Here is a 26,881-nt window from a genome sequence, read left to right on the forward strand (position 1 = left end):
GTGCTGCCGCCTCTCCCGTTATGTCGGTCGGCCCCGGAACCCAGCACGAAATAATCGGTGGCGAAGCCTATTCACGCTCCGCTACCTTCTATTTCGGCAAGGGTGCGTAGCTCAACTGGAAGCAGCGGTCTCCAAAACCGCAGGTTACAGGTTCGAGTCCTGTCGCATCTGCCAATGCCCGCCTAGCCCAACTGGCAGAGGCGTCGCCTTCAGGTGGCGAAGGTTCCCGGTTCGAATCCGGGGGCGGGCACAAGGGTGGAGGCATCCGGTTGGTACCAGGGCAGGTTCCCTAAACGTGCAACCAAACAGCAAGGTCGGTGACGCGGCGATGACATCAAAGCTGAGGACTGAATCTAGCTGGATGCTTAAGAACGAGGCGACGCTACGCGCCTACTCCACCCCAACGCCGTTGTAGCTCAGTGGTTAGAGCGCGTCCCTGATAAGGACGAGGCCGCAGGTTCAACCCCTGCTGACGGCACAACGGCCGGTCGTTCGCTCCCGCACCAGGGAGGGGCGACCGGTTTTCTACTTGCCCACACTCCGGCATCACGCGGGGGTGTGGGTGATCAACTTCCCTCCCCGCTCCCGCACACAGACGCGACCTCCGGCGGACGAAGCCGGGGAGGGAACCAGCATCACCCCGCAACGGGGTTCACGGACGCCAGGAGCGCCGAACACCCCCGAGGGGACACCTATGGCACCACGACCCGGCCGCGGGAAGACCAGCAAAGTCAGCATCGACCGCCGCGAACGCATGGCACTCGCACTCAACATGCGCCGCGAAAGCCACACCTACGAACAAATCGGCGAGGCCCTCGGCATCTCCCGCACCCAGGCCTACAAAGACGTCTCCGAGGCACTGAAGGAAGTCACCGCCGAACCAGCATCCGAAACACTGCAGTTCGAGCTGGACCGCCTCGACCTCATGATGAAGCCGCTCCTCGAAGTCATCAAGGCCGTGGACGTGGTCCGCGAGTTTGAAGGCGAAGCAGTTCGAGTTGCCGATATCGACGAAGATCTGAAGGACCGGGACTTCGACCGGGCGCTCGAGAAGACCATCAAACGGACCGACGCAGCATTGGACCGCATGTTCCGGGCAGTCGACCGGTCCCTGAAGATCCAGGACCGCCGCGCCAAGTTCCTCGGCCTCGACAACGCCCCCGCCCCCGACAACAGTGGCGAGGCACGCGAAGCCCTCGACGAACTGAACGCCGCAATCCTCGGAGCAGCAACCCGACTCCTCAACGAGCAGCCGGAGTGACCGCCCCCGCACCGGGGATGAGCCGCAAACAGATCACGTCCTACGCGCAAGCAACCGGACGCGTCAACATCTTCGAAGGCTCCATCCGCGCCGGCAAAACGTTCTCCTGGCTGTTGCTGCTCCTCTTCAAGGTCGCGAAGGCAGGCAAGCACGGCGCCATCGTCATCGTCGGCAAAAATCGGGACAGCATCTACCGCAACGTCTTCGAACCCATCGAAACCATCGAGGCGTTCGCGGTCTTCGCGAAACACGTCCACTACCGCCAAGGATCACCCACCGCCCGAATCTTCGGGCGCATGGTCCACGTCATCGGCGCCAATGACGCCAAAGCGGAAAACAAGATCCGCGGCATGACCATCCAGCTCGCGTTCCTCGACGAGGTAACCGTGCTGCACATCGACTTCTTCAAACAGCTACTCGGCCGCATGTCCGTGCCCGGCGCCCAAATGTTCGGCACCACCAACCCGGACAACCCCGCGCACTGGCTGAAGAAGGAATACCTCGACCGGATCGGCACCGTCGACGAGAACGGTGAAGATGCCCTCCCCGGCTGGAAGCGCTTCCACTTCACCATCGACGACAACCCGTCACTCGAAGAGGACTACAAGGCGGCCATGCGCCGCGAGTACGTCGGCCTCTGGTACCGACGCTTCATCCTCGGCGAATGGGTATCGGCTGACGGCGCGATCTACGACATGTTCGACGACAACCAGCACGTCGTCCCGCACGATCAGCTTCCGCAGATCCGGGAACTCGTCGCGATCGGAATCGACGTCGGCGCCAACCACCCCACGGCTGGAATCGTCATAGGGCTCGGCTACGACAACCGTCTGTACGCCGTAGCCGAATGGGCACCCGGCAACACCACCGACAGCAACCTTGCCGACAGCCTCGACATCTTCCTCCCGAAACAGCAGGAACATTTCGGGTCCGTCCTCGACGGCGTCTTCGTAGACCCCGCAGCCCTATCCATGAAGCTCGAACTCGGCTCCCGCGGATACACCGTCTACAACGCCAGCAACAAAGTCGTCCCCGGAATCCGCACCGTGTCATCGCTCCTCGCGAACGACCGCCTACGCATCTCGGACCACTGCACCAACCTCATCGCCGAAATCCCCGGCTACGTGTGGGACCAAACCGCCGCAGACGCAGGCGAAGACAAGCCAGTCAAGCTGAACGACGACTTCTGCGACGCCCTCCGCTACAGCATCCAGTCCTCCCGCTTCACCTGGCAGCAGTACATCAACGACCCCATCCCAGACGCTGCCGCAGCCGCGTAGAACCCACGTAGGAGCCGAGAGTGACCCTGCCCGACTCCAACACCGTGTGGCCCCCGAAGCCGTTCGACGACCTCATCGCCGACATCGCCGAGAAGCAGGTGTGGTGGGAAGGGACCGCCGACGGCCTCGCCTCCTACTACGCGCACGGCTCGCAGCACCGAAAGTCCGCAGGCTTCGACACCGGACTGTTCGGCGTCAAGGTGTTCTGGGGGAAGCGGCAGACCGAACAGCAGGTCACGGGGCGAGTGCACCTCCCGATCGCCGCTGACATCGTCGCCACCTCCGCGAACCTCCTGTTCGCTGATGGACCCAAGTTCCTCATCCCCGACGAGAACGCCGTCGACGAACCCGACACCGAAGTGCAAGCAACCAAGTCGAAGGCACAGGATCGGGTCGACCTGATCCTGAACACACCGAACATGCACGCCACCCTGCTCGTCGCGGCCGAAACGTGCGCAGCACTGGGCGGGGTGTGGCCGCGCATCGTGTGGGATGAAACCCTCACGAAGAACGCGTGGATCGACTTCGTTGACCCCGACCATGCGATCCCCGAGTTCCGTTGGGGCAGGCTGGCGGCCGTCACATTCTGGTCTGAGCTGCCGTCGAGGGACAAGGCAGTTTGGCGGCACCTCGAACGGTACGAGCCAGGCAAGATCTGGCACGCCGTCTACAAGGGAACCGACGACAACCTCGGCCAACAGATGGCACTCGCCGACCACCCCGCAACCGAGGGCATCAAAGTCGGCGGCGAAGGCTACATCGACACCGGATCCGAGAACATCGCGGCCGGCTACATCCCGAACCAGCTACCCAACCCGATCTGGCGGACCATCCCCGAACTGAAGCATCTAGGCCGGGCCGACATCTCCGACGACCTCATCCCGCTGTTCGATCAGCTCGACGAAGCGTTCTCCTCCCTGATGCGGGACCTCCGCCTAGGTCGAGCACGAGCATTCGTGTCCGCCAACATGCTCAAGATCGGCAAGGCCGGCGACGGCGCATCGTTCGACAACGACCGCGAGTTGTACGCGGAGCTGGGGAATGTCCCCGGCAAGGACGGCGCATCCAGCCACCTGTTCGAGGTCAAGCAGTTCGCGATTCGTGTGGACGAGCACCTGCGGATAGTTGACGCCATCACGCGGGAGATTCTGCGTCGTGTCGGATACTCACCGTTGACGTTCGGTCTGTCAGAGGGCAATTCGGCGGCGACTGCAACTGAGATCACCGCGAAGACCACGGCATCGAACACGACCCGGACGGGCAAGCATCGACTGTGGGGCAACTGCCTCACCCGACTTGCCCGGACCCTCCTCGAAGTCGACGCCCACATTTTCGGATCGGGTGTAACCGTCGATGAGGATCTCGAAATCCAGTGGCCGGCGGTCCGCGAGTCTGCATACAACCGCGCACTGACCGCCAAGGCGCTCCGGGAAGCGAAGGCGGCATCGGTCAAGACGGTGGTCGCATTGGTGAACCCCGATTGGGACGACGAGTCCGTGGAGAACGAAGCCGAGCGGATCCTCAATGAAGACCGCATCGACCTGGTCGACCCGGCCATGATCGGTGGAGATCAACCGATTGTCGATGACTCCGCCTCCGACGCGGCGATGAAGATCAAGGTCGAGACCCTGGGCACTGCAGTCCGAACCGGTGTAAAGCCGGACGCCGCCGCCGACCTTGTCGGCCTGGGTGACCTCCAGTTCACCGGCGACAAGCCAGTGACTCTTCGTTCCGAGACGGCATAGTAGGGCGGTGAGTGATGCTCGACCCGAGGCAGGTGGCTGGGCTCGCTGAAGCTATCGCCGACCTTTACGCCGACGCCGAACTTGAGCTGCTGGCGACGATCGCGAAACGACTCGCCAATGGCGGGGCTGCACCGCAGTGGGCGACAACCCACCTGCAGGAAGTGCAAGCACTCCTCGCTGAAGCGCGTGGCGTGGTCGCCCGACTCGATCAGGCGGCGAAACCGGAGATTGAGGCTGCGATCCGCACCGCCTACGCGATGGGCGCCGACGCAGCCTCACTCGACGTGGAACGCGTGAGAAGGACACCAGTCACGTTCGCGTCGACCGGAGTGATCGACACCAACGCGGTGACGGCCCTCGCCTATGAGACTGTTTCGGCTTCGAAGTCAGCGCAAAGCTACATCCTCCGCGGCACATTGGATGCCTACCGGTCGGCCGTGGCGGAAGTGACGGGCCGAGTCGCGACAGGCTCGACGACGCTACAGACGGCTACACAGCAGGCACTCGACAGACTCGCATCCGGGGGCATCACTGCCTTCGTCGATAAGGCCGGCCGAAAATGGCAGGCATCTTCTTACGTTGAGATGGCAGTCCGAACAGCGAACGCCCGGTCCCTCCTACGTGGACACAGTGACCGCCTCGCAGCCACCGGCCACGACCTAGTTCTCGTGTCGTCGCATCCGAATCCGGCACCGATGTGCCAGCCGTTCGAAGGCAAAGTGCTTTCCCTGTCGGGCCAAACTGTCGGGGACGTCCTGGTCACCAACGCAGTGACCGGACAACCCATAACGGTCACCGTCACCGCATCGATGGCAGACGCCGAAGCTCGCGGCCTCCACCACCCAAACTGCCGCCACACCCACACCCTGTATGTGCCGGGCGCAAGCGTCCCGAAACCGAAACCGTATGACCCCCAGGGCTACAAGGACGAGCAGAACCAACGCCGCCTCGAACGCGGCGTGCGGGAGTGGAAGCGCCGCAAAGCGGTAGCAACCACCACGGAAGCGAAGCGGACAGCGAACGCGAAGGTCAGCGAATGGCAGACCAAGGCCAAGGAACATGCCGTGCGGACCGATGTTCGTCGCCGCAGCGATCGTGAGCAGATTCGAGTTGGTGATCCCAGCCAGCTGACGTCACCGTCGCCGCTCGGATTCAACTTCAGCCGAAAGCCGAAGAGCTCTGAGCCGTCCGTGGATGTCGTGAAGCCTGAGTTTGGTCCAGGTGTCGGCAGGTCGGCGCAAAAGCGTGCCGTTCGCGACTTCGGGGTGGTTCCTGAGGGCATGCGGGCGATGCTGCGCGATGCGGGCGTCGAGTTGCACGTCGGCAAGTCGACCACCAAGACACGCGTCGGGGCCGACTATGAAGGTCTGAAGACAGGCGACGGGCGGACACTCGACGGCACGTCATTCTTCGACCCCGTAGCGAACCGAATCATGATGGCCGCAGATTCGCCACACGGATCCGTAAACGTGTACGCCCATGAGGCTGGGCACGCGATCGACACGAACCTCCTCAAACGAGCACCAGCACGGGTCTCGTGGCAAGAACAAGGCGCAAGTGACCTCACCGCTGCCGAACGAAAGATGATGCAGAGCGAGTTCGTCATGACGGTTCGGGAGCTTGTCGAAGACCCGTACCTGACCTGGTCTCATGGAGAGATGGTCCGGACGAGCCGGGCCGTGAACGACTACTTCGTCAACGGCAGCCGCGGCACAGCCTTCAGCGGCCGGCAGGAATGGATCGCGGAAGGGATCGCAGCTATGGCGGAAGGCGACGACGTTAGACTGCTAGAGATCTCCGGCGACAGCCGGGCGGTTGACGTGTTCAAGTGGTCGATGAGACGACTGGGGGTGTTCCCATGATCCTGCCAACGCTGGCACTGGGGCGTGGCCGGTACCTGACGTCGCACGGGACGATCATCGGAGCCGTAGTAGTCACCGATCCTGACGAGGTCGCGTTACGTCGCCGTATTGACCCCGAGTACGACGCCGAGCTGAGCGCAGTCCCCGGCGGCGCGGAGCGACTCACCGCCAGCAACCGCGACTACTGGGAAACCGTCGCCACTCGAGGCGGTCACTCACTGCCTGAGCTACTGCAGCAACCATAGATTCGCCTCCGTTGATGAACCCGTAGGTCTCTACACCAACCTCTCGACCCCCGCTGCCACATGGTGCGGGGGTATTCTTATGCCCGCTGGTCGGGCACTACTTCGACTGTCCCAGGAGGACACGAACCCATGCCCGAGGCAGAGAACACCCCGCAGATGATCGAGACCACTGAGCCGGCGCCCACGCCCGTGGAGCCGGCACCGAGCACGGTCACAGCCCCTGCGCCCACACCGGTGTCCAGCGACGAGTCGAAGGTCTACGACCAGGCCTACGTCGAACGACTCCGTGCCGAGGCCGCCGCAGCCCGCGTGAAGGGCAACGAGAAGGCCCAGCAGGCAGCGGAGCAGGCCGCGAAGGACGCGCGCGACACGCTCACGAAGGAACTCGGCAAGGCGCTCGGCCTGGTCAAGGACGACGAAGTACCGAAGCCTGAAGATGTGATTGCGCAGCTCACCGCCGATCGTGAACGCGATCGGGCTGAGCTTGCGGCGCGCGACCAGCGGATCCGCGACTTCCAGGCACGCGACGCACTCAGCGACGCAGCAAAGACCAACGGCGGAGACTTCACCGCCCTCACCGATTCGGCAACCCTGCAGAAGGCCCTCGCCGACATCGACCCCACGGCAGACGACTACACGACCCAGGTGGATGTGGCAGTCAAGGAAGCCATAGCGCGAAACCCGAAGCTCAAGGCCCAGGCGGTCGTTCAGGCATCAGGGATTGAACACGGCGGAACCGTAGCCGCACCCCCGGCGGGTGTCGACGGATTCCGCAAGGACCGCCGCGAATCCCGCGGCCACAACTTCTAGCCACGGAGAACCACTATGGCGAACACCTTTCTAAATCCGAGCGTAATCGCTCAGGCCGCACTCGCAACGCTGTATGAGACCACGGTGGCGGCCCAGCTTGTCCACCGCGACTACTCCAGTGAGTTCGTCGCCAAGATCGGCGATACGGTCACGGTCCGCAAGCCAGCCGTTTTCGAGGCCAAGGAGTTTGATCCGGCCACCGGAATCGAGATCCAGAACGCCACCGAAACCGGTGTGCCGGTCAAGCTGAACCATCACGCCGACACCAGCTTCCAGATCACCTCCAAGGATCTGACGCTGAGCATCGACAACTTCCGCCAGCGCCTTCTGGACCCCGCGATGGAGTCGATCGCGCAGAAGATCGACCGCGACATTCTCGCGTTCCGCTCGGACATCACCCAGAAGATCTCGGGCGCCAAGGTCGGGCGCAAGTGGAACCATCCCGAGTCGCTGATCGACGCGAACACACTACTGAACAAGAAGAATGTTCCGCTGCTCGACCGCCACGCGATCATCGGCCCCGTAACGCAGGGCGAGTGGCTCGACTCGGACATCCTCAAGAACCACAACAGCTCCGGCGACACCGAGGCGCTCCGTGAGGCGCACCTCGGACGCCGACTGTTCGGCTTCGATCCGTACTGGACGCAGAACATCACCGAGCCGACCGGTACCGGCTCCGAGGTTGGTGTCGCATTCCACCGCACCGCTGTCGCTCTCGTTACCCGACCGCTCGAGCTGCCGATGGGCTCCGCAAATGCGGCGATCGAGAACTACAAGGGCTTCGGCATCCGCGTCGTGATCGGCTACGACCAGAAGTACAAGACCGACACCGTCTCGCTCGATGTGCTGTACGGCGTCAAGACCCTGGACCCGAACCGCGCCGTCCTTCTCCAGGGCCTCAAGGCCGACGCCGATGACCCGGCGCCTGCCGGCGGCGGTTCGTAACCCCCTTGTTCGATAGCGGCCCCACCTGACGGCATCGGTGGGGCCGCTGTCGCACCACATGAAGGAGAAGCGTGCACATCTACGCGACCGAGAATCAACTCGGCGAATGGTGCAACCCGATCCCCAGCAACGCGGTCGGACTGTTGCGTGAAGCGTCGATTCTGGTTCGGAAAGCGACCCGCGCTGACGTGTACGAAACCACCCCCGCGGGCTTGCCGGCGGATCCGTTCGTTATCGACGCATTCCGCGATGCCACCTGCAGACAGGTAGCTGAGTGGGATGCCGCAGACCTCGACCCGACTGCCGGCGCCGCTGGCCAGGAGTTGCGTGAGTCGAAGTCGTCGATTGCGGGCGGAACCATCGAGTTCGACACGGCGGGCCAGGCGGAAGCGCGGGCAAGGGCGCTGACGGAGTTGTGTCCGACCGCGGTCGACATCCTGCGCAATGAGGGTCTCGCGTCGTCGCTGCCTGTGGTGGCGTGATGGCCCGGGATCCGTTCGCCCGGTGGTGGCGGCATGAAGTGTTCGTGAAGCGGGTGAAGGGGAGTGGGGCTTACGGGCCTACCTTTCATCCTGCGGTGCCACTGATATCGGCGATCGATGACACGACCCGCATGGTCCGCAACACGGACGGCGTCGAGGTTGTGTCATCGACAACCGTCGCGTTCCCGAACGGGACCGCCCATATTCCACCGGGATCGCTCGTATACCTCCCCGCCAAGTTTGGCGGACGTGAAGCAAAGGTCATCGCCACTGTCGTCGGTGACGGCGGTCTGGCGGCCGATCACCTGCAAGTCAACCTGGAGTAGCGATGGCCCTGCAATGGAACGGCGCCGCGATCGTCGCGAGACAGAAGGCCGCGGCCCGCGAAGGCCTCATGATGGGCGGCGAGGCCCTACTAGCGAACGCTCGAGCCCGGGCTCCGTTCCGTGACGGCCCACTCCGCGCATCCGGGAAAGCCAGCACCGACGGCGACTCCGCAGCAGTGTCGTTCAACACTCCGTATGCGGCACGCCAGCATGAAGAAGTCGGCTGGGCGCATCCCGGCGGTGGTGAGGCGAAGTACCTTGAGAACGCGAAGAACGATTTCGCGGGTGAGTTCGCGCAGATCATTGCGACAGCAGTGAGGGGTGCGCTGTGAGCCTGACTCGTCGTCGCATCATCGACGGCTTAGCCCGGCATCTCGCCGCGACAGGTTTGGTGCTCTATGACCCGGATGGCGACTACCCGCCATCGAGTATGCCGGCGGTGTTCGTGGGGGAGATGCCCGCGAAACCGGATGCCGCTGTTCTGCTGAACGTCTACAACGACAGCAGAGACCGGGATCCCGACCGGGCCAACCCGGACGTGTGGATCCAGATTCGCTGTCGGACAGCAGGGCGGGATCCGCGAACCACGGATGACCTCGCGGACGCGATCTTCACGGTCCTCGACAACAAGAGCCACGTTGTCATGCCCGGCGGCCTCAACGTTGCCCGGATCTTCCGCGAAGTCACCATGACCGCCGAACCAGACGGCAACGACCGCTACAGCCGCCCCGACTCGTACAAACTCCACCTGAACCCAAGCGAGTAGCCATGCCGAACATCAAGGCACCCGACCACTTCCGCGATCCGCATGTGTGCGTCGGCGTCCACACCATCGAACTCGACAACGGTGTCGGATCCGCTGACGGCCTCAACCCCGGCGAGATCGCCAACCTCAAGGGCCGCGGCTTCACACTTTGCGAAGCCCCCACCAAGTGCAAAAGGCCCGCACCCCCCACTGAAACCTCCACAGGAGACTGACCATGAGCACTCCACTGATGCCGCCGGATTCGGCGATGCTCGGCACCACACTTGCCCGCGACTGGGCATTCCAGGTAAACACCGGAGACGTCGACACCCCGGAGTGGGTGTTCGTCAACGGCCTGTCGAAGTTCGGCCCGACGCAGGATCCGACGAAGCAGGACGACGGCGACATCGGCGCCAAGGGCGCAAAGTCCCAGCTGATCACCGCGATCGGCTTCAACATTGAGGTCGAAGGCAAGCGCAAGGGCACCCTCGCGGGCTCGGTACTCACCCCCGATCCCGGCCAGGAGTTCCTGCGGGCCAAGGGCGACGAGATCGGCTACGCCAACATCGCGCACATCCGCTACTGGCGCACCGACAGCCTCCCCGACGCGAAGGAAGGCTACGTCGTCGTCGAGTGGAAGGACGGCGCCGAGGACAAGGAAGGCCTCCAGACCTTCACCTGCACCCTCACTGGTCGTGGTCGCCCGAAGACGATTGCGAAGCCTACTACGCCTCCCGGCCCGTAACAGCTCGGGAATCTCGCCATAGACACCCGGCCACACGAGTTGTGGCCGGGTGATCCCACCTGCCTATAGGAGCCCAGCGCCGTGCGCGACCTACGAGAGCTGTTCGACCCGAACCTCCACCTCCCGATCGGGGGGAAGACGTACACCATCAAGTCCCCGAACGCGGAGGAAGGCCTCCGCCTGCGGATGCTGTTCGCGACGCCCAATGCCCGGTTCACCGACGACGATCAGGTTGCGGAGGTCGCGAAGCTGCTCGGCGCGACATGGGAACCGAACCTTGCCGAGGTGCACGCCTACGACCCCGCCACAGGGCAACCGATCACTGATGACCAGGGACGGCCGGTCACCGAAGAGCAGGACCACGGCAAGTGGGTCGGCGGAGTCTGGTCCGAAATGGTCAACGACGGTGTCGACTGGACCTCCCTTATGCACGCCGGCACCTCAGCCCTCATCTACTACGGGCAGGGCTCCTATCTCGGTGAAATCTACTGGGAGACGGGGCTGTCTGACACCCCGGGAAACTCACTTCCCCCGAAGCCCGCGACGGCGACGGGGGAGCGATCGAGCAAACCGAACCGGCGGAAGCGGGCCAAGAAGCAGCGGAACCGGTAGACGCAACGAGCCTGCCTGGCTACTACGGCAAGGGTGACACGGGCGGCGGACCCGTTGACGCCGCGACGGGACTTCGCCAGTGGTACAACCCTGCGGAAGAAGCAGCCCGTCTCACCGGCGTGAAGGCGCGGACCGTGACGGAAGAGCCTGCAGGGCAACGGATCAGCCTCTCGTGGCGCGACATTCTCGGCGCTTGGGCGTGCCTTGAGAATGACCTGCAAGACAAGGGTATCGACGTCGAGTCCGGGATCCTCCGCGAACGCTCCTGGCGGTGGCTTCACACCCGCATCGTCGATCTAATCGCCCAACCTGATTCCCGACTGCGCATCGCGCTCGCAATCCCAGCAACACACACGCCTGAATAGACGGAGGCCCAATGGCTCTCGACGTTGGAACTCTGTACGCGACACTCACGATCCGTGACGAAGACTTCCAGGCGTCCCTAGATCGTGCCCGAACCGGGATGCAGGGCGTCGGAACGTCCGCCAGCGGCGCGGCGAGCGCGGTTCAGCGCGCATCCGCAACGATGCAGTCGGCGCACGCAGCCCATCAGGCGGCAGCGCAGCGAGTCCAGGCCGCAGAAGCGGCCCTTGAGAAGCTCATGGGGCAATCGAGCCGCACCGCGGATCAGGTCGCCGCAGCAGAGGCGCGCGTCGCCCAGGCGCGAGCCCAGGTTGCGCAGACCACACTGCGGGCGAATGATGCACTCTCCAACCTGAACCGTGAGAACCAGGCTGCCACGCAAGGCACGAACGGGCTCTCCACCGCGCTCGGCAAGGCGAAGGGCGCTGCCGAGCTGATGGGTATCACTATCGGAGCCGCCGGCTCGGTCAAGTTCTTCACGGACGCCATCACGAATGCGCGAGCGCTCGGTGCGCAGACGAACCAGATGTCGGTCCTGTTCGGCGATTCTCAGGGCGCCATCATGGATTGGGGCAAGGAAGCCAACTCGACGTTGCGGATGTCGCAGCGTGAGGCGCAGGGCGCGGCGATTCAGTTCGCGACGTTCGGCAAGGCGGTCGGCAAGTCCGGCCCAGAACTGGCGACATGGTCGAAGGACCTGACCAGGCTGTCCGGCAACCTCGCATCGTTCTACGGCATGGACACCGCGACCGCGGTCGAGGCCATGTCCTCGGCGTTCGCTGGATCCGCGGAGACGATGCGCCCCTACGGCGTACTTCTCGACGACGCCACTCTCCGCAATGTCGCATTCAAAGCAGGCATCACCGAGTCGAACCGCCAGTTGACTTCTCAAGAGAAGATCATGGCGACCTATATCGGCATGAAGCAGCAGCTTGCTCATGTCGACGGCGATATTGAGCGGTCGAACGGCAAGTATGGCGCGTCGCTGAAGGAGCTGAAGTCTCGATACGAGGACAACTCGGCGGCGATCGGCGGGAAGCTGATTCCGATCGCGAATACGATCGTGCAGGCCCTTTCGGGTCCTGGCATGCAGGTGTTCAGCGGAGTGGCCGCCAAGGTCGGTGGGCTCGCTGAAGGGCTTCGTCTTCTGGGCTCGGCGTTCGGAAGTCTGCCGGGTCCGGTGCAGGCCGCGATCGCCGCGCTAGTGGCAGGAAAGCTGGCGTCGTTGGCGCTCGCTCCTGCGGTGGCCCGTGTCGCGGCCTCCGTGACCAGCATGTCTCAGACAGCACGTCTGCAGGGCATGATGGCGATGGATCGCCTCCGTGGCGCGTTTGTGAACGCGGGCCTTGGTGCCGCTGGTTTCAGCCGCACCGCGTCCAGCGCTGGTGGAGCGATGGCTGCTGTCGGTCGCGGCGCTAAGTCTGCGGTCAACGCGCTTGGTGGCCCGTGGATGCTGGGTATCACGACAGGCATTCTGCTGTTGGCGCGGCACGCTCAGAAGTCGCAGGAAGCGAGAGCCCGGCAGGACGAACTCGCGAGTGCCACATCATCCGTCGCGACCATTCTGAACAACACTGGCGGGGAGTACTCCGAGGCTGGGCAGAAGGCCGCTGCGACTGCTCTGGAGACGATCAAGCTCGCCGACGGGTCCAAGACTTTGGCTGTCGCGCTGGCGGACGCTGGCATCAGCGGGAGTCAGGCTGCGCGAGGTCTGGCGGGGATGGGCGACGCCGCGGCGAAGACCCGCGAAGAGATACAGGCGCTGCATGTCAAGCAGCGGGAAGAACTCAGTGGGGCTGCGAAGCTCTGGCAGGAGTTCACCGGCGCGTTCTCTGGTGCGCATCAGGAGCGGCAGTACTGGAATGAGAAGTCGGGGCGGTGGGAAACCGACTACGACACCGAAGCCAAGGAGATTGGTAAGCAGTATGACGCTGCGCAGGAGGCGATTAGGCTCGGCCAGGAGAAGCTGAAGCGTGAGGCGGAATCCGGTGGCGATGTAGTCATCTCGTCGAATGGCACCGCCTACGTGGGTGCGATGACGTCGGCGATGGAGGAGTTCGAGAAGGCGTCGGCGTCCGCGTCCGAGCAGGTCGATATCCTCGCGAAAGCCCTTGCAGGGCTGCGGAATGACAAGCTCACCATCCATGATGCCGAAGCGGCTGTGAATGACGCCATGCGTGGCATGGACGGACTCAAGGGCACTCTCGGTGACGTTGGGTTGGATCCGTTCGGTCAGATTGACACCAGAACGGAGAAGGGCGCGAAGGCGGACGCGGCGGCACGGTCCGCCGCTGAAGCCTATGACCAGCTCGCATCCGCGATCTTCACCGCAACCGGTTCTGCTGAGGCTGTCGAGCGGGCCATGCAGGGCACGTATGACCAGTTCGTGAACAACGCTGCCGCGATGCTCGGGTCCCGCGAACAGGCCATTCAGCTCGCCGCATCGATGGGGTTGATCCCGAAGGACGCCGCAACAGAACTGGGGATCAAGAACGGTGCCGCAACCCAGCAGCTGATCGACGCGATTCAAGGGAAAGTTACTGCTTTCGACGGCACCACATCGACGGTGACCGTTAATGCGCTCACCGAAGACGCAAAGACCGCTCTCGAGGCTGCTGGCTGGTTGATAGAGGAACTTCCGGACGGGAAGGGCTTCACCCTCACCGCCGATGCCGGAGCCGCCCTCGCGGCACTGAACGGTGCCCGCGGAGTAATCGACGGGATTCCTCCGGCTAAGGCGATCACGATCGATACGCCCGGGGCCCAGGCTGCAGTCGACAAGCTGGCCGAGGCTGGTGTTCTCACCCGGGTTGACAACGAGAAGCGCATCGTCATCACCGACAACTCAGTCGAAACGATTGTCGCGCTGGCAAAGCTGAACGTCGCGACGACGACCCTCGATGACGGCACCATTGTCATCAGCGACAACTCGGCCGCGATCGCCCAGAACATCAACAACAACCTTAGTGGGAAGCAGACCCACGGCACCCACACAGTCACGATCACCACCCAAGGCAACATCAACATCGCGGGTGCGGCTGTGTCGGGCGCCATCGCTGGGGCAAACAGCAACGCGAACGGCAGCATCACCGAGTACGCCGACGGCGGCATGCGCGGGATCAAGCCGATGGCCTCGCAAGCGCACATCCAGCGCGGCTCTGGACGGGGCCTGGTTCGGTACGCGGAAGGCGAGACAGGCTGGGAAGCCTATATTCCTGGCGCTGAATCGAAGCGTCCACGCGCATTGAACATCCTTGCTGAGACCGCGCGACGGTTCGGCATGGAAGTTGTTTCGCGTGAGACATCAGAGGTATTCAAAGGTGACCCGAAGTCTCTGACGAACCGCACTGACCCGACTGGTTGGCGGGCACTGCTGGGCGGTGACTACAACGGCAAGCTTCGAAGGTTCGGTATCGAGGAGGACCATCCTCTTGTCGATGCTGTTCTGTCCGTTCGCAATATGGTCGCGAATGGTGACTATGACGGCGGTCTGTCCCGCTTCGGGATCGAAGAGGACAGCCCGCTGGTCGACGCACTGCTCCGATACAACGGGGCTGTGTTCGCGGACGGCGGATTCGGCGGGAACGTCGGATCGATGCCGGAGCAGGCGAATGTCAAGGACTGGGCCGCCGGGCGCGACACGGGGATCCCGCTGTCACCGAAGAAGCGCAGCGCAGGTCTAGGTGGTGCTGGTGAAGCACTGTCCCGTCTCGGCGTCGGGGCGGCTGGTGGCGCGCACATGCTCGCCGCGCTACTCGGCGGCGGTGGGCTCGACACCGGATCCACATCGATCCCTGGCATGGATGCACAGGCCATCGAGGAGTGGCTGCGGCTACGACTCGCGGAGGCTGCCGGCATCGAGGCCGCGAACCCGAACGCCCTCTCCGCCGACGAACTACAGCAACTGGGCAGGGACATCGAGGATGGGCAGGCTTCCCTGGAACGGGCGCGCACTGATGTAGATCAGGCCCGCGACTCCCTCCACAAGGCGAAGACCGCAGACAAACCGGACGCTGATGCGATCCGGTCTGCTGAGATCCGGATCCGCGAAGCGGAAGCGGACCTGCGTGAAGTAGAGCGCAAGAACGCGCGCCTCGCGGAGCAGAAGGCCAAGGCGGGCGACACCCCGAAGGCTGCAGACAAGCCAGAGTTCAAGGACTGGGCGAAGGAGCAGCTGTTCGGCGCCGCTCCGATGGCCGAAGAGGATCGCACGAAGCTCCGTGAATCCATCGAGGATGGCGTGTCGGCGCAGGAGAAGGCCGACTTCGCAGTCGAGAAGGCGCAGGCGGCGTTCGACAAGGCGAACAACAACAAGGACTCGACACCCGCGGACAAGCGGGCTGCTGAGTTGGCGTTGGAGGACGCGAACCGGCAAGCGCAACGCCTCCGGGATGACAATGCCGCCCTTGCCTCGAAGTATGCCGGCGCCTCCGCACCCGCATCCGGTGGTGCCGTGGGTGATCTGCAGCAGCAGATTCTCTCCGCCCTCGGCTTGCAGCAGCAGACCGGGCAGCCGATCACCGTCCATGTCGGCTTGGTGTCCAACGGGACCGTACAGATCAACGACCCGCAGGAACTGCTGAAACCGCACTTCGGTGGCAGCCCCGGAAATTCGATCGCGGACGCGTTCAAGGCAGTAGGAGCCTAACTTGAGTGGAATCCGTTACGAGTTCCTTGGCGTAGACGGAGCCCTCTGGAAGTTCAACGATCCCACCTGCCCAATCCGGTTGGCGAAGACGCCAACCGGATTGGGTGGTGCGCCGTTCAAACATCAGAGGGTTGCGAACGCCCGCCAGCCCGGCGCCGACTGGGTTGGCCGAGATGACGAACCGAATGTTATTGGCCTGGAGGTCACTCTCGGCCCGATGGAGCCGGGCCCGCCGGCGCAGCAGGTGTTTCGTGATTGGCGGCGGTCTCTCGGCTATGGGGATGAGGTTGGGGAGTTCCGTGTCTGGGTATCGGACGATGAAATCTATCGGCAAGAGGTGCGATACGAGGAGCCGTCGCCGGATCCCGAATTGGACCTTCTGGACGATATCGGGTGGATGCGCGACCGCGTGAAGCTGTCGTCGGACCTGTCGTGGTGGCGGGGGCTGCCCTGGGAACGTGAGTTCCAGGTGGCCCAGTGGCCAACGATTGAACTGTTCAACGGCGGCGATGTGGATTCGTGGCCGTTCTTCAGGCTCGAAGGCCCCGGGCAGTTCGATGTCGGTATCGGTGAGATCGTTCGCCTACCGGCTGTCGGGCCAGGTTCCGGCTGGTTGATCGAGACCAACCCCGACAGCCCCTACATCCGCGATCTCAATGGCGTGGACAAGTGGCCCCTTGTCGGGCTGCAGCGGTTCTCGAACCCCGCACCCAGGTTCTCGAGGACGCCACTGACGTTGTCCGGCTTAGCGACTGGCCCCGGCACAAAGGCCACGATCACACTCCCGCAACTCTTCAGAAGGGGGACCGGTTGATATCAAACACGAAGAGTCCTCCCGCTTTCGATATCAACGTCTACTCAGGCGACTATTCGCAGTTTAGGCCTCTCGGCCCGTACATCCGGTCGAAGTTCCAGTGGAAACGGAACGTTGCTACCGCCGCCACGATTCAGGTGAAGATCTCCCATCCGTTGGCGCAGCGACTCATGCAGTGCAAGGTCGATGTGGTTCCGATCCGCACTTTCTACAACGGCAAGGTGTGGGACGGCCGTGTGATGTCGTGCACGGTGGAGGGCGAGCCAGGCCGCGAAATCGTGACCGCCACATGCATTTCGAACATGCGGTGGCTTCAGTCGATCCTGGGATGGCCAGCGCCACTGCTGCCAGAGTATGTGCAGTTCCCCAAGCGGGACACCATGATCGGCCCTGTCGATTTCGTGACGAAGTACTTCATCGCGAAGAACTCGGCCCGGCTGAACAAGCCGGTGTACGTGAAGGTTCCGCAGTTCGGGAACCAGATTACTTTGCCGCCGATCCCGGACCGCATCAAGAGTCTCGACGACTTCCTCGCGTTCCTCGCGGAGATCGACCTCTGCGCCATGAGTACGCGGATGACGCCGCTGGATGAGCTGTTCGAGACGAGTCTCAAGAACTCTGATTCGGAGATCATGTGCAACCTGTGGTTGCCGGGAGACCCGGATCCGGGACCGATCTTCAACACCGATTCGCTGGGCCGCCTGCAGAACATTTTCGATCTGTCCGGCGACAACTTCATGTTCTTCACGAACCCGAACAACATCCTCAACCTCGTCAAGCCTGAGACGTACGGCAAGGCGCACGATCCGTGTTACATCGTGGACTCGCGGAAGAAGCGGGACCGCAGGTGGATGCAGTGGACCACCCAGTCGGGGCAGATTGTCTCCTACACGCGGACGATCACCCATCCGACCGCGCACCAGGTCGTGACGGGCGGGCAGTCACCCCAGTGGATCAACGAGATGGTGCGGATCGTCACCGACGGCCTGATCGCGTTGGCGCTGACCGTGTTCGGTGTTCCGTTCCTAGCGCCGTCGGTGGGCGGCATGTTGGACGACATCTTCGGCGCGTTCAACAAGTACACGGACCCGGTGTTGGCGGCGCAGCTCGGCCGACACGGCTTCGGTGAGGCGTATGTGAATGCGCAGACAGCGTTCACGATCGACTCACTGACTGCAGGCCTGCAGGGGCTGAAGGATCATGCCGGGCGCGACTCGGTGAAGATCAAGGTCCGCGATGGTGGTTCCACCGGTAAGGGTTTCGAGTTCGGCGCCGACGATGGTTCTGGCCGCCGCTACGACATCGGCGACATCATGACGTTCGACGACCGCGGCACCCGGATCACCGACTATGTGTCGTCGGTTGAGATCGAGGATCAGCGGGGCGGCTTCTGCATGGCAGAGGTGACCATCGGCGATGACGAGCCGGTGAAGGATCCGTTCCTCAAGTTCGTGGACCGGTTCAAGGAGTTCGGCGCGATCAGTCGCGTCGTCGCAACATCAACACGCTAGGAGTGCGACAGTGGCGCAATACAAGGCTGACGTCGACATCTACACCAGCAACGACAGCGGACCACGTAACACTGGGTCCCTGGCATGGATCATCGTTCACACCACCGAGAACAGTCGCGACACGACGGCGCAGAACGTAGCCCGGTATCAGCAGAGCCCCAGCGCTGGTGGCTCGTACAACGTGCTCGTCGACCGATTCGGCACCTCGGTCCGCTCGAACGACGACAACTACATCCCGTGGGCCGCGGGTTCTGTCCAGGCTAATGGCCGTGGCCTGCACATCTCTGTCGTGGGCCAGGCCGCCACGTCCCGCGAGGTATGGCTCCGCGACTACGACAAGGCACTTCGCAAGGCGGGCGAGGTCATCGCAAAGTGGTCGCAGGACTACGGCATCCCACTCGCTCGCCTGAACGCCACTCAGCTCAAGGCGGGTTCGAAGGGCATCGCCGGGCACAACGAGTGCTCGCAGGTGTTCGGTGGCTCGGACCACTGGGATCCCGGGCCGGGCTTCCCCTATGACGTTGTCATCCGCCACGCGCTCGAACTGATCAATGGCACCAACCCGTCCAAGGAGGACGACATGGCATTTACCGATGAGGACCGCAGGATGCTCCGCGAGGTGTGGGACCAGCTGCGGGGACCTGGCGCGCAGGGCTGGGCGCAGCTGGGGAAGAACAAGAAGGGCGAGAATCTGTCGCTGGTCGACTCGTTCGCGAAGCACGTTGTGAAGGCGGACATCTGATGTGGACACCTTCTGAGGCTCAGCGCGCCTACTTCTATCGGATCGCGCTGGCTGTGCTGGCGGTACTGCTCGGCTATGGGCTGATCGGTTCGGGCGATGTCGCGAATCTGACGCTGCTGGTCGGCGCGGTGTTGGGCGTGCCTGTGGCGGGTCTGGCTGCCGTGAACACTCCGACGAAGCCCGAGTAGCGCCACGCGTCTGAGGGACGCCGGCCGCCTATCGATGGTGGCCGGCTTCCCGTGTTTGGAAGGGGGTCCGCATGGTTTCGGACTCGTTCACGTGGGGCCATGCTGTGACCCTGTTGTCTGCTGTGATCGCGGTCGCCGGTGTCTTGTACGGGGCTCGCGCGAACCGCAGGAACGCTGTCGACTCGAACAAGCTGGCCGATCGTCAGCAGTACACGGAAGACCTGCGGAAGGACTTCGATGCTCGGCTTGATCAGCAGCGTAAGGACTTTGACCTGCTGCTCCAGCCGATGCGGGATTCGATCGAGACGCTGACGGGAAAGGTCGCGACTCTCGAGGGGCTGTTGGACGCGAAGGAACGCGCACTTCGTGCGGCTGTCGGCTTCATCCGCGAACTACTCACATGGGTAGCAACCCATGTCCCTCATCTCACGCCGCCTGGTGTCCCCGAGCCTTTGGCTGACGAGGTTGACCCGCGGCGAGTCACCTAGAAGGACGTCTATGGCTACGCCTGCTGATTATGCGAAGGCGCTCAAAAAGTTTGAGGGTAAGGAACTCTCGTCGGATCCGAAGGAGAAGTACCGCCAGATTTTGGGGACGGATAGCGGTCTCCTGGATCAGATTCCGGGCGTGATTCCGTCGATTGAGTGGGTTGTCGAGAAGGTTGATGAGCTGATCCGCAGTCTGGTGCGTTCGTTGACGGGGATCGTGAACGGAACCCTGCAGGACATCGAGTCTTGGGTGCTTGGGCTGCCGGTGATCGGCGACATTTTCGCGGTGATCAAGAAGGTGTTGACGGGTGATGGCGATATCGAGTTGCCGCCGATCCTGCAGGGCGCCCGCAATGTCGTGGTCGGGATCGAGACGGTGCTGAACCAGATCGGCGAGATCTTCCATGGGCTGCTCGTGGTTCCGATCAACAGCATCGTCGCTCGGGTGGCGGACTGGTTCAACGGCCTGGTGGGTTGGCGGAAGTCGACGAACGAGTCTGTGGCCCAGACTGAGAACAATGTCACCAACGCGACAACGCAGATCCGTTCGCTGACCGGGGATCTGGGTGTGGTTGAGGAAGAGGTCAAGTCCCGCGCCAAGTACGTGGATGTTCCGAACAACCTCCCGATGTGGCAGTCGCTCAACCCGCTGGAGGATGTCACGTTCCCGCGGATCCTGCTCGACAGCGCACCGAAGTGGGTGCGTGATCGGACGATGGACGGCCCGAACGCAGCACTAGGCACCCACTTCCACGGGCTCGAAAAGTCCGACGCGCCGTTCCACAACACGACGAAAGATGTGCTGCACCTGGGGTTCATTCGCGCGCCACGGAGGCGCGTCTACAACCGGGTGGGGTTCATCGTCGACGCGGTCACGAACCCGTGCGCGCTGTACGTCGCCGTGTACCGGGTGACCGATGCCGGTCTCGAGATCGAGTGGACGTCCGGCAACATCTCCGGGCTGATCGGCCAGACTAAGTCGGAGGTCCGCCTGGATCTCACTGAGGTCGACACCATCAAGGACATCTCGGTGCAGGGCGGCGACTATCTGGCGGTTGGGATTCTGCAGACCGGTTCGGGGAATGTTCGGCGGCTGGCGTCGGTGGCGATGGATCCGATTGCCGTGCCGTCCGCATGGGCGATCTTCCCATCGAAGATCAATGCCACCCGTGAGACCTCGGTGATTCCGCAGACCGTGTCTGTGCAGCAGACGTCGTTCGAGTTCGACTCGGTGATGTGGATGTGTCTCGGGCAGCGGATCGACGACGGCCCCGCCGACTTCGTCAACTACAGCGATACCTTCGACCGCCCGAACTCGGATTCGTTGGGCCGGAACTGGACTGTCCGCACGGCGGCCGGCGGCAACATCGGGGTCTCGGGCGGGGCTGCTGTGGTTACGGGCGGCCAGGACGGCGAGCGGACTGCTCTGTGGGCGTACCCGCTGAACTACGACGATCAAGCCGTGTCGGCGGAGATCGGGTCTCCGGCCTCGGCGCGGATGTCGTACCTGGTCTGTCGCGCGAACGCTGGATTCACACGGGGTGTCGGGATCGAGTTCATCAAGACTGGTATCCAGTTGTCCCGACTTACTGGTGTCAACACGTGGGCGGCGATCCCGAACACATCGGTGACGGTGTCCCTGAAGGCAGGTGATGTTCTCGAGCTTCGTGCGCGGGGTTGGACGTACACGGTCCTGCTGAACGGCAACGTGATCCGCACATGGCAGGACTCGGGCACGTCGAAGCTCACGCAGCGGGGCAAGGAGTACCGCTTCGTTGGGTTGGGAATGTTCCGGGGGTTGTGGTCGAACTCGACCGCGATCCAGTCGTGGAAGGCTGCGGATATTCCCTTGCCGCAACCAATCCGGCTGTCGGCGATCCTCGCGAGCGACACCCCTGTCGCCACGAGCTCCGAGTATGTGGCGCTGACCGCGTTGAAGCGCGCACCGGGAACTCGCACCGTGGTGAACCAGTACGGGCAAATCGAGATCCCCGCACCAGGTGTCATCACCGGTATCGAGGCGGTCGTGCATACCGCGGGTAGCGAGATGGTGGCGGCGTACACGGGCACTGTTGGTGCGACGCCCGAGGTCTCGTTTCAGTCTGTGGCGCGGGCGAGTGTGTCCGGGTTGACGGAGCATTCCCTCGACAGTCGTGTCGGGCCGGGGTCGGTGGTCGAGATGGCCGCGCGTTTCCCCAACCCGAATCCGGGTGCCCGCACCGTCCTCGGCGACTCAGCAGGGGAGAAGACACATTTCACGGTGTGGTTCCAGCCCGACGAAGAACTGGACGAATGGTCGCCGCCGGCATTTCCCGGACCGGAGCTCTTCCCGGGCGCCGACCTATACCCACAGGAAGGATGATCATGACGACGTACGAACCCACGGTATGGGTGAACGGGAACGTCGGTGACACCGCGATCACCGCTGACCGACTGAACAAGATTGAGCAGGGCATCTCCTCCGCGCACGATGAGATCGAGGGGAAGTCGCCGGCCGCGCACACCCACACGACCGGACAGATCACCGGCCTGCAGGACGCGCTCGATTCCCGCGCACCCGATTCGCACACCCACACACCCGATCAGGTGACCGGGCTGCAGGCCGCGCTCGACGGGAGAGCACCGGCCACGCATGGCCATGGCATCGAACAGGTGACCGGCCTGTGGAACGAGCTGTCCGCCCGCGCGCCGACCATGCACTCCCACACGCTCGGTCAGGTGACCGGGCTGCAGCAGGCACTCGATGCACGGCCAGCGCTGGTCTCCGATGGCCAGGGCGGGATGGTGATCCCGACCGCGAACATCCCGGCGAAAGCGCTGCACACGACGAAGATCGTCGGTTCTCAGGCGGCGATGCTGGCGCTGACTCCAGAGCAGGTGCAGGAAGGTGACCTGGCCAAGCGCACCGACCTCGGCGGCGTGACGTTCGTCCTCGGCGCTGATCATCCGTCGCAGCTGTCGTCGTGGATCCAGATTAGTTCCACTGGCGGCGCGGTCGATTCGGTCAACGGTCAGGTCGGCGTCGTGGTCCTCGGCAAGGGCGATGTCGGCCTGGACCGGGTCGACAACACCAGGGATGACGAGAAGCCGGTGTCGGGGCCGCAGGCAGCGGCCCTCGCGGAGAAGGCACCTAAGGACATCTCGAACACGGACATCAGGTACACGTCGCCGTTCGGGGACTGGACGAATCACACCGCACCGAAGTACCTCGCGAGAGAAGTTGATGTCCTCTGGGACCGAAAGACGCTCCTGTGCGGCGGCGTCCCGCCTCGCACGGGCAGTGAGACGGAGGGCCCGTATCCGCGGAAGCCACGGGGAGGGGACGTGTACCTGGACCTGGCGACTAGCAAGTACTACGAGTACGTGGAGGAACCGGAATGAGTGGAACATGGGTGGAGAAGGGGACCCTCGGCAGCGGAGGCGGATCGGACGCGTTCGTCGCAGAGAACGAGCCGATAGAGGACGGCGGCCCCCTCCCACCGGCGTCCGCTACAGGTCCTGGCGGGACGGCGGCTGGATACGGAGCCGTGTCTGAAAATGGAGGCATCGCGTTCGGGATTAGGTCAAAGGCGGGACCCGGCGCTGCAGCGGTGGGCAACTCTGCGACTGCGGGGGAATACTCAGCAGTGTTCGGCCCGCACTCGAGCGCAACAGCGGTCGGATCCGGTGCGTTCGGCTACTTTGCCCGGGCCACCGGCATTTACGCGTTCGCGATGGCACCGGGCAGTCTGGTCTCTGGCATGGTATCCACTGCAGCTGGCGCGTTCGTGTATGTGCCACACGACAACTGTTTCGTGTTCGGCGCCGAACTCGACGCCGAAGGCAATCCGACGGGAGAGGGGGCTTATAGCACTGACCCGAACCAAGTCGTCCTGGGCACCGATGCGCACAGCGTGATCGTTCGCGGCGACCTTGTCCTCCGGTCCCCGAACGGATCCTTCTTCGCAGTCAAGGTAGACGACGCCGGTGCGCTGTCCACCGCGCCGGTCACGCTCGGCCCCAAACCCACTCCCCCTGAGTAGGAAGCGAATCATGGAACTGACCATCACGATTCCGACCGAATCCGAGTCCCGCGTCCTCGACACCATGTGCCGCGCAGCCGGGCACTCGCCATGCGCCGATCAGACGGCGTGCACGCAGACACAGCTGCTGTCGACGCTGACCACGCGCGTCACCGAGCACGAACGGTTCCATGCGAGGCAGGCCGCGGCCGCCGGCGTGCCGCCACTGACGCTGTAGACAATGGCCCCCACCCGCGAGGGTGGGGGCCATTTCTGCGTTCACAGGAACCACACACCCGCACGCCACGTCCAACCACACATGGACGAACTCTGGGACATCGCCCTCTGGCAAGCCGAACTCGACCAATGGTTCATCGACCAAGATGTCGAACCGCCGTGACCTAGACCTCGACGAAACGGTGCCCGAACTCCACGTCCGGAAGCGCGCACAGCTCGTCAGCCGAGGCGAACGGCGACGCTGCTGCCAACCGAAGCGCACCTTCCGCGGTCAATGCAACCACGGTGAACGACTCATCCGACTGATAGGTCGCGTGCTGACTCATCCCGCCCTGTGCGTTCACATCGAACACGAGGTGTCGCCCGAACCCGTCGATGAAGTATGTGACTCGGATCAGTCCCTCGCCGTTGCGTCGATCCTTGGGTGGCTCCACGTGCTCGACCCGCCACCCCAGTGGCAGCAACTCGCTGAACGGGCAATTCTTCACGAACTCGTGAGCCCCGAATGCATCCATGACAGCCTCCCGAATGTATGGCCGGACGCCCCACTCAAAAGGGGGGACGAGTGAGGCGTCCGGGACGGCTGCCGCCGGCTTCCCTCCGTCAGCAACCGTCCCGAGGCTAACACGGCACTCGAACACCTGTGCGAAAATAGGGGGGTGCCCAGATACGAACGCGCACCCAAGCACTGCCCACACGGGCATCGGCTAGGACCCAACCGCGTCGTCGTCGGCTGGATCAACTGCGGCTGCACCACCCGCGGCGGACACCGCACCTACGAATGCCGAACCTGCGGCGTCATCCTCTACATCCCCGACCACCACGGGCCCCTCGACTTCGGCGACAGGTGGTGCTGACCACACCCCGCCATCGACTACCGTCCCAAGTTGGCTCCACCGAGGAGAACACCCATGCAGATCGGCCACAAAGTCCGCATCAACGCACCCGGCGCAACGTCCGTCTTCACCATCACCGACGAAGACAACAGCCGCTACATCATTGAGGCGGTCGAGGATGCGCCAGGCCGCTACCCGTTCCCCATGAGACCCGAAGACCTCACGCCAGCGGAGTAGCCCCGCCCTGGATCGGTCACTTACTCATCGCCTCCACATCCCGCCGCACAGTCGTGTCCGAGCAGCCCAGCAGTCGCGCGATAGGCCGGAACTCCATCCCCGACTCCACCAGTCGCATCACCTCAGCACGACGCTCACTACGCGACAACTTCGGAGTGGACGCTGCGGCAGTCGGGCCAGGAGCTGGTGGCCCCGCATCTGCGACAGGGGAGACCTCAACATCGCCCCGCACCGCAACAGGCCGCGACACCACAACATCGCACGCCACCGCCGCGACAGGAGCGACGGGCGCTACAGGCTCGCCTTCGACTGGGCCGCGCCGCGGCACATCAACAGCAACCATCAACTCTGAGTTGACCGCTGCCTCAGCCTCCACTGCCGCGACACCAGCTTCCGCGACATCATCATCACCGCTGGTCACCGCCGATGCCGCAGGTGCAACATCCTGGTCCGCGACCACCTCATCCGCAACATCGCCACCAGTGTCGGCCACCGCTGTCAGCTGCGACCTCCGACGCATCTGCACCGCCAAATGCGGTGCAACAAGAAGGCAAAGTGGCGGCACCACCGCGACAGCAGCACCCGCAACAGAAGGCAACGGACCCGTCGGCAGAAGATGCGCAGCAGCTGCCGCGACAACAGAAACCGCCGTCGCGGCCGACAACAACGCCCACGCATACCCGCGACCACCCCGCGCGACGGCCCCAGCTGCCATCACTGCCAGGCCATCCACCGCGACAGGCCACAGCAGCGACATGACACCGCCATACCCGGCACGGCCCGCCAACGCAGCCAACTGCCCGTAGCTGAGGACGAACGCGACACCCGCGATCCCGTCGACGATCCACTCATCCATCGACCGCGACACCCTCACAACACGCCCCCTGTCACAAACAGACCACAGGTCACAGATGTAACCACGACACGGCTGAGGCTGTCTACGAAAAAGTGACCGAACGTCACACGTGTGCAAAAATCCCCGCAACACACGAGCGGGGAAGAGGTGAGAACAATCGACGCAGGCGGAACCGTCCCCGAGTTCGACCTCACCGACCGCATGAGAAAAGCGCTCCGCCACCGCGGCCAAACCGCCGGCGACATAGCCGAATACCTCGACGTCGCCCGCGAAACCGTCGCCCGCTGGCTCAACGGAACCCGCACACCATCAACCCAGACACTCCGCCTCTGGGCAATGCACACCGGAGTCGACTACGACTGGCTCGTCACCGGGACGCCATCCACGCCCGAGACGTAGAACCGCCACCGGCGAAAGCTGGAACTAATCACGCATCAACGGTGATCCCCGACCGCATCTCGTCCTCGTCGAATGTGCCGAGCTTCAGCCCGCCAACGGTCACCTCATAGAACCGCTCGCCAGCCGTCACGTCAGCGATCGTGAAGCTGTACGTGCAATTCCCGACTTTCATGAGACCGCCGTCCAGCCATTCGCGCTTTGGGATCCCGAGAGTTGTCTGGCCGATCAGCTCGCCGGAACCGTTGGTGACGCGGACTTCGTCCTGTGCCCTCAGCTGTCCATTCGCGGAAGAGCAATTCTGGCCATCGGGACTGATGTTCGAACTGGTTGTAGCGATCACACCTTGCGCGTCAAACGCCTTCGGCTGGGGATCGTTTGAGCAGCCGGCAATCGAGGCCGCGGCAACTGCCGCTGAGAGTGCTGCGACGTAGCGGGTGGTGTCGGCCATGAATGTGATCGTGCCATCGAGCAGTGACAGTCACGGCAGATTCGGGCGGATGCGA

30 protein-coding genes and 3 tRNA genes are annotated in these 26,881 nt (G+C 63.6%); 30 read left to right on the forward strand and 3 right to left on the reverse strand.

Annotated elements, in window-relative coordinates; genetic code table 11:
- Window positions 1-100: 100 nt before the first annotated feature.
- The 27 genes from AC1RIF_RS19705 to AC1RIF_RS19835 all read left to right on the forward strand — a co-directional run bounded on the left by AC1RIF_RS19705 (window position 101) and on the right by AC1RIF_RS19835 (window position 24,051).
- Window positions 101-174, forward strand: a tRNA-Trp gene (locus tag AC1RIF_RS19705).
- Between the two features lie 2 nt (window positions 175-176).
- Window positions 177-250: transfer RNA gene (locus tag AC1RIF_RS19710), tRNA-Leu, on the forward strand.
- Between the two features lie 155 nt (window positions 251-405).
- Window positions 406-478, forward strand: a tRNA-Ile gene (locus tag AC1RIF_RS19715).
- Window positions 479-754: 276 nt separating this feature from the next.
- A complete protein-coding gene (locus AC1RIF_RS19720) occupies window positions 755-1,261 on the forward strand; it encodes a hypothetical protein (RefSeq protein ID WP_492603050.1) in 507 nt (168 codons plus the stop codon).
- Window positions 1,258-2,541: a PBSX family phage terminase large subunit gene (locus AC1RIF_RS19725; RefSeq protein ID WP_492603051.1), complete on the forward strand. Its 1,284-nt coding sequence runs from the start codon at window positions 1,258-1,260 to the stop codon at window positions 2,539-2,541. The genes AC1RIF_RS19720 and AC1RIF_RS19725 overlap by 4 nt, the downstream gene beginning before the upstream one ends.
- 20 nt (window positions 2,542-2,561) lie before the next feature.
- Entirely contained in the window at window positions 2,562-4,286 is a 1,725-nt protein-coding gene (locus AC1RIF_RS19730; protein WP_492603052.1) for a phage portal protein, read from the forward strand.
- 14 nt (window positions 4,287-4,300) lie between these two features.
- Window positions 4,301-6,148, forward strand: coding sequence for a phage minor capsid protein (locus tag AC1RIF_RS19735; RefSeq protein WP_492603147.1), 1,848 nt, complete (start codon window positions 4,301-4,303; stop codon window positions 6,146-6,148).
- A complete protein-coding gene (locus AC1RIF_RS19740; protein WP_492603053.1) occupies window positions 6,145-6,393 on the forward strand; it encodes a hypothetical protein in 249 nt (82 codons plus the stop codon). The genes AC1RIF_RS19735 and AC1RIF_RS19740 overlap by 4 nt, the downstream gene beginning before the upstream one ends.
- Window positions 6,394-6,522: 129 nt before the next feature.
- Window positions 6,523-7,203, forward strand: a complete 681-nt coding sequence (locus tag AC1RIF_RS19745) for a hypothetical protein (RefSeq protein WP_492603054.1) — start codon at window positions 6,523-6,525, stop codon at window positions 7,201-7,203.
- Between the two features lie 84 nt (window positions 7,204-7,287).
- Window positions 7,288-8,148, forward strand: coding sequence for a major capsid protein (locus AC1RIF_RS19750; RefSeq protein ID WP_492603055.1), 861 nt, complete (start codon window positions 7,288-7,290; stop codon window positions 8,146-8,148).
- Window positions 8,149-8,219: 71 nt separating this feature from the next.
- Entirely contained in the window at window positions 8,220-8,630 is a 411-nt protein-coding gene (locus AC1RIF_RS19755; RefSeq protein ID WP_492603056.1) for a hypothetical protein, read from the forward strand.
- Complete coding sequence (locus AC1RIF_RS19760; protein ID WP_492603057.1) at window positions 8,630-8,956, forward strand: hypothetical protein; 327 nt, start codon at window positions 8,630-8,632, stop codon at window positions 8,954-8,956. Before AC1RIF_RS19755 ends, AC1RIF_RS19760 begins: the two co-directional genes overlap by 1 nt.
- Window positions 8,957-8,958: 2 nt before the next feature.
- Window positions 8,959-9,288, forward strand: coding sequence for a hypothetical protein (locus AC1RIF_RS19765; RefSeq protein ID WP_492603058.1), 330 nt, complete (start codon window positions 8,959-8,961; stop codon window positions 9,286-9,288).
- Window positions 9,285-9,722: a minor capsid protein gene (locus AC1RIF_RS19770; protein ID WP_492603059.1), complete on the forward strand. Its 438-nt coding sequence runs from the start codon at window positions 9,285-9,287 to the stop codon at window positions 9,720-9,722. The genes AC1RIF_RS19765 and AC1RIF_RS19770 overlap by 4 nt, the downstream gene beginning before the upstream one ends.
- A gap of 2 nt (window positions 9,723-9,724) precedes the next feature.
- Window positions 9,725-9,934: a hypothetical protein gene (locus AC1RIF_RS19775; RefSeq protein ID WP_492603060.1), complete on the forward strand. Its 210-nt coding sequence runs from the start codon at window positions 9,725-9,727 to the stop codon at window positions 9,932-9,934.
- A gap of 2 nt (window positions 9,935-9,936) precedes the next feature.
- Window positions 9,937-10,446, forward strand: coding sequence for a phage tail tube protein (locus tag AC1RIF_RS19780; protein WP_492603061.1), 510 nt, complete (start codon window positions 9,937-9,939; stop codon window positions 10,444-10,446).
- Between the two features lie 81 nt (window positions 10,447-10,527).
- Entirely contained in the window at window positions 10,528-11,058 is a 531-nt protein-coding gene (locus AC1RIF_RS19785; RefSeq protein ID WP_492603062.1) for a DUF7426 family protein, read from the forward strand.
- Between the two features lie 376 nt (window positions 11,059-11,434).
- Window positions 11,435-16,069, forward strand: a complete 4,635-nt coding sequence (locus AC1RIF_RS19790; RefSeq protein WP_492603063.1) for a hypothetical protein — start codon at window positions 11,435-11,437, stop codon at window positions 16,067-16,069.
- Window position 16,070: 1 nt separating this feature from the next.
- Entirely contained in the window at window positions 16,071-16,883 is an 813-nt protein-coding gene (locus tag AC1RIF_RS19795; RefSeq protein ID WP_492603064.1) for a hypothetical protein, read from the forward strand.
- Window positions 16,880-18,394 carry a Gp37-like protein gene (locus tag AC1RIF_RS19800; protein ID WP_492603065.1) on the forward strand — a complete coding sequence of 505 codons (1,515 nt, stop codon included), beginning with the start codon at window positions 16,880-16,882 and terminating at the stop codon, window positions 18,392-18,394. Before AC1RIF_RS19795 ends, AC1RIF_RS19800 begins: the two co-directional genes overlap by 4 nt.
- Window positions 18,395-18,404: 10 nt before the next feature.
- Window positions 18,405-19,136: a peptidoglycan recognition protein family protein gene (locus AC1RIF_RS19805; protein WP_492603066.1), complete on the forward strand. Its 732-nt coding sequence runs from the start codon at window positions 18,405-18,407 to the stop codon at window positions 19,134-19,136.
- Entirely contained in the window at window positions 19,136-19,324 is a 189-nt protein-coding gene (locus tag AC1RIF_RS19810) for a phage holin (protein ID WP_492603067.1), read from the forward strand. Before AC1RIF_RS19805 ends, AC1RIF_RS19810 begins: the two co-directional genes overlap by 1 nt.
- A 71-nt stretch (window positions 19,325-19,395) precedes the next feature.
- Window positions 19,396-19,812, forward strand: coding sequence for a hypothetical protein (locus tag AC1RIF_RS19815; protein ID WP_492603068.1), 417 nt, complete (start codon window positions 19,396-19,398; stop codon window positions 19,810-19,812).
- Window positions 19,813-19,951: 139 nt separating this feature from the next.
- Window positions 19,952-22,174, forward strand: a complete 2,223-nt coding sequence (locus AC1RIF_RS19820) for a DUF7257 domain-containing protein (protein WP_492603069.1) — start codon at window positions 19,952-19,954, stop codon at window positions 22,172-22,174.
- A gap of 2 nt (window positions 22,175-22,176) precedes the next feature.
- Window positions 22,177-23,193, forward strand: a complete 1,017-nt coding sequence (locus AC1RIF_RS19825; protein ID WP_492603070.1) for a phage tail fiber repeat family protein — start codon at window positions 22,177-22,179, stop codon at window positions 23,191-23,193.
- Window positions 23,190-23,834 (forward strand): hypothetical protein, encoded by a 645-nt coding sequence (locus AC1RIF_RS19830; RefSeq protein WP_492603071.1) that lies wholly within the window; start codon window positions 23,190-23,192, stop codon window positions 23,832-23,834. Before AC1RIF_RS19825 ends, AC1RIF_RS19830 begins: the two co-directional genes overlap by 4 nt.
- 10 nt (window positions 23,835-23,844) lie before the next feature.
- Window positions 23,845-24,051 carry a hypothetical protein gene (locus tag AC1RIF_RS19835; RefSeq protein WP_492603072.1) on the forward strand — a complete coding sequence of 69 codons (207 nt, stop codon included), beginning with the start codon at window positions 23,845-23,847 and terminating at the stop codon, window positions 24,049-24,051.
- Window positions 24,052-24,214: 163 nt separating this feature from the next.
- On the opposite strand, the gene AC1RIF_RS19840 is transcribed toward AC1RIF_RS19835, so the two are convergent.
- A complete protein-coding gene (locus tag AC1RIF_RS19840; RefSeq protein ID WP_492603073.1) occupies window positions 24,215-24,565 on the reverse strand; it encodes a hypothetical protein in 351 nt (116 codons plus the stop codon).
- Between the two features lie 144 nt (window positions 24,566-24,709).
- Here AC1RIF_RS19840 and AC1RIF_RS19845 point away from each other — a divergent pair, with 144 nt between their 5' ends.
- Window positions 24,710-24,907 (forward strand): hypothetical protein, encoded by a 198-nt coding sequence (locus AC1RIF_RS19845; protein WP_492603074.1) that lies wholly within the window; start codon window positions 24,710-24,712, stop codon window positions 24,905-24,907.
- A gap of 54 nt (window positions 24,908-24,961) precedes the next feature.
- A complete protein-coding gene (locus AC1RIF_RS19850; protein WP_492603075.1) occupies window positions 24,962-25,123 on the forward strand; it encodes a hypothetical protein in 162 nt (53 codons plus the stop codon).
- Between the two features lie 16 nt (window positions 25,124-25,139).
- Here the strand turns inward: AC1RIF_RS19850 and AC1RIF_RS19855 are convergent, their stop codons facing one another.
- Complete coding sequence (locus AC1RIF_RS19855) at window positions 25,140-25,979, reverse strand: DUF2637 domain-containing protein (protein WP_492603076.1); 840 nt, start codon at window positions 25,977-25,979, stop codon at window positions 25,140-25,142.
- A gap of 147 nt (window positions 25,980-26,126) precedes the next feature.
- Here AC1RIF_RS19855 and AC1RIF_RS19860 point away from each other — a divergent pair, with 147 nt between their 5' ends.
- Window positions 26,127-26,378: a helix-turn-helix domain-containing protein gene (locus tag AC1RIF_RS19860; RefSeq protein WP_492603077.1), complete on the forward strand. Its 252-nt coding sequence runs from the start codon at window positions 26,127-26,129 to the stop codon at window positions 26,376-26,378.
- Window positions 26,379-26,406: 28 nt separating this feature from the next.
- On the opposite strand, the gene AC1RIF_RS19865 is transcribed toward AC1RIF_RS19860, so the two are convergent.
- Window positions 26,407-26,826: a hypothetical protein gene (locus AC1RIF_RS19865; RefSeq protein WP_492603078.1), complete on the reverse strand. Its 420-nt coding sequence runs from the start codon at window positions 26,824-26,826 to the stop codon at window positions 26,407-26,409.
- Between the last annotated feature and the right edge of the window lie 55 nt (window positions 26,827-26,881).

This window comes from Prescottella sp. GW823-FHT02E09 (assembly GCF_058797375.1).

What these genes read in the sequence shown, in the direction of transcription:
- AC1RIF_RS19760 (WP_492603057.1), top strand. Translation starts at nt 8,630, where the DNA reads ATGGCCCGGGATCCGTTCGCCCGGTGGTGGCGGCATGAAGTGTTCGTG.
- AC1RIF_RS19850 (WP_492603075.1), top strand. Translation starts at nt 24,962, where the DNA reads ATGCAGATCGGCCACAAAGTCCGCATCAACGCACCCGGCGCAACGTCC.
- AC1RIF_RS19830 (WP_492603071.1), top strand. Translation starts at nt 23,190, where the DNA reads ATGAGTGGAACATGGGTGGAGAAGGGGACCCTCGGCAGCGGAGGCGGA.
- AC1RIF_RS19780 (WP_492603061.1), top strand. Translation starts at nt 9,937, where the DNA reads ATGAGCACTCCACTGATGCCGCCGGATTCGGCGATGCTCGGCACCACA.
- AC1RIF_RS19720 (WP_492603050.1), top strand. Translation starts at nt 755, where the DNA reads ATGGCACTCGCACTCAACATGCGCCGCGAAAGCCACACCTACGAACAA.
- AC1RIF_RS19765 (WP_492603058.1), top strand. Translation starts at nt 8,959, where the DNA reads ATGGCCCTGCAATGGAACGGCGCCGCGATCGTCGCGAGACAGAAGGCC.
- AC1RIF_RS19815 (WP_492603068.1), top strand. Translation starts at nt 19,396, where the DNA reads ATGGTTTCGGACTCGTTCACGTGGGGCCATGCTGTGACCCTGTTGTCT.
- AC1RIF_RS19840 (WP_492603073.1), bottom strand. Translation starts at nt 24,565, where the DNA reads ATGGATGCATTCGGGGCTCACGAGTTCGTGAAGAATTGCCCGTTCAGC.
- AC1RIF_RS19735 (WP_492603147.1), top strand. Translation starts at nt 4,301, where the DNA reads ATGCTCGACCCGAGGCAGGTGGCTGGGCTCGCTGAAGCTATCGCCGAC.
- AC1RIF_RS19790 (WP_492603063.1), top strand. Translation starts at nt 11,435, where the DNA reads ATGGCTCTCGACGTTGGAACTCTGTACGCGACACTCACGATCCGTGAC.
- AC1RIF_RS19775 (WP_492603060.1), top strand. Translation starts at nt 9,725, where the DNA reads ATGCCGAACATCAAGGCACCCGACCACTTCCGCGATCCGCATGTGTGC.
- AC1RIF_RS19810 (WP_492603067.1), top strand. Translation starts at nt 19,136, where the DNA reads ATGTGGACACCTTCTGAGGCTCAGCGCGCCTACTTCTATCGGATCGCG.
- AC1RIF_RS19745 (WP_492603054.1), top strand. Translation starts at nt 6,523, where the DNA reads ATGCCCGAGGCAGAGAACACCCCGCAGATGATCGAGACCACTGAGCCG.
- AC1RIF_RS19835 (WP_492603072.1), top strand. Translation starts at nt 23,845, where the DNA reads ATGGAACTGACCATCACGATTCCGACCGAATCCGAGTCCCGCGTCCTC.
- AC1RIF_RS19740 (WP_492603053.1), top strand. Translation starts at nt 6,145, where the DNA reads ATGATCCTGCCAACGCTGGCACTGGGGCGTGGCCGGTACCTGACGTCG.
- AC1RIF_RS19865 (WP_492603078.1), bottom strand. Translation starts at nt 26,826, where the DNA reads ATGGCCGACACCACCCGCTACGTCGCAGCACTCTCAGCGGCAGTTGCC.
- AC1RIF_RS19825 (WP_492603070.1), top strand. Translation starts at nt 22,177, where the DNA reads ATGACGACGTACGAACCCACGGTATGGGTGAACGGGAACGTCGGTGAC.
- AC1RIF_RS19855 (WP_492603076.1), bottom strand. Translation starts at nt 25,979, where the DNA reads ATGGATGAGTGGATCGTCGACGGGATCGCGGGTGTCGCGTTCGTCCTC.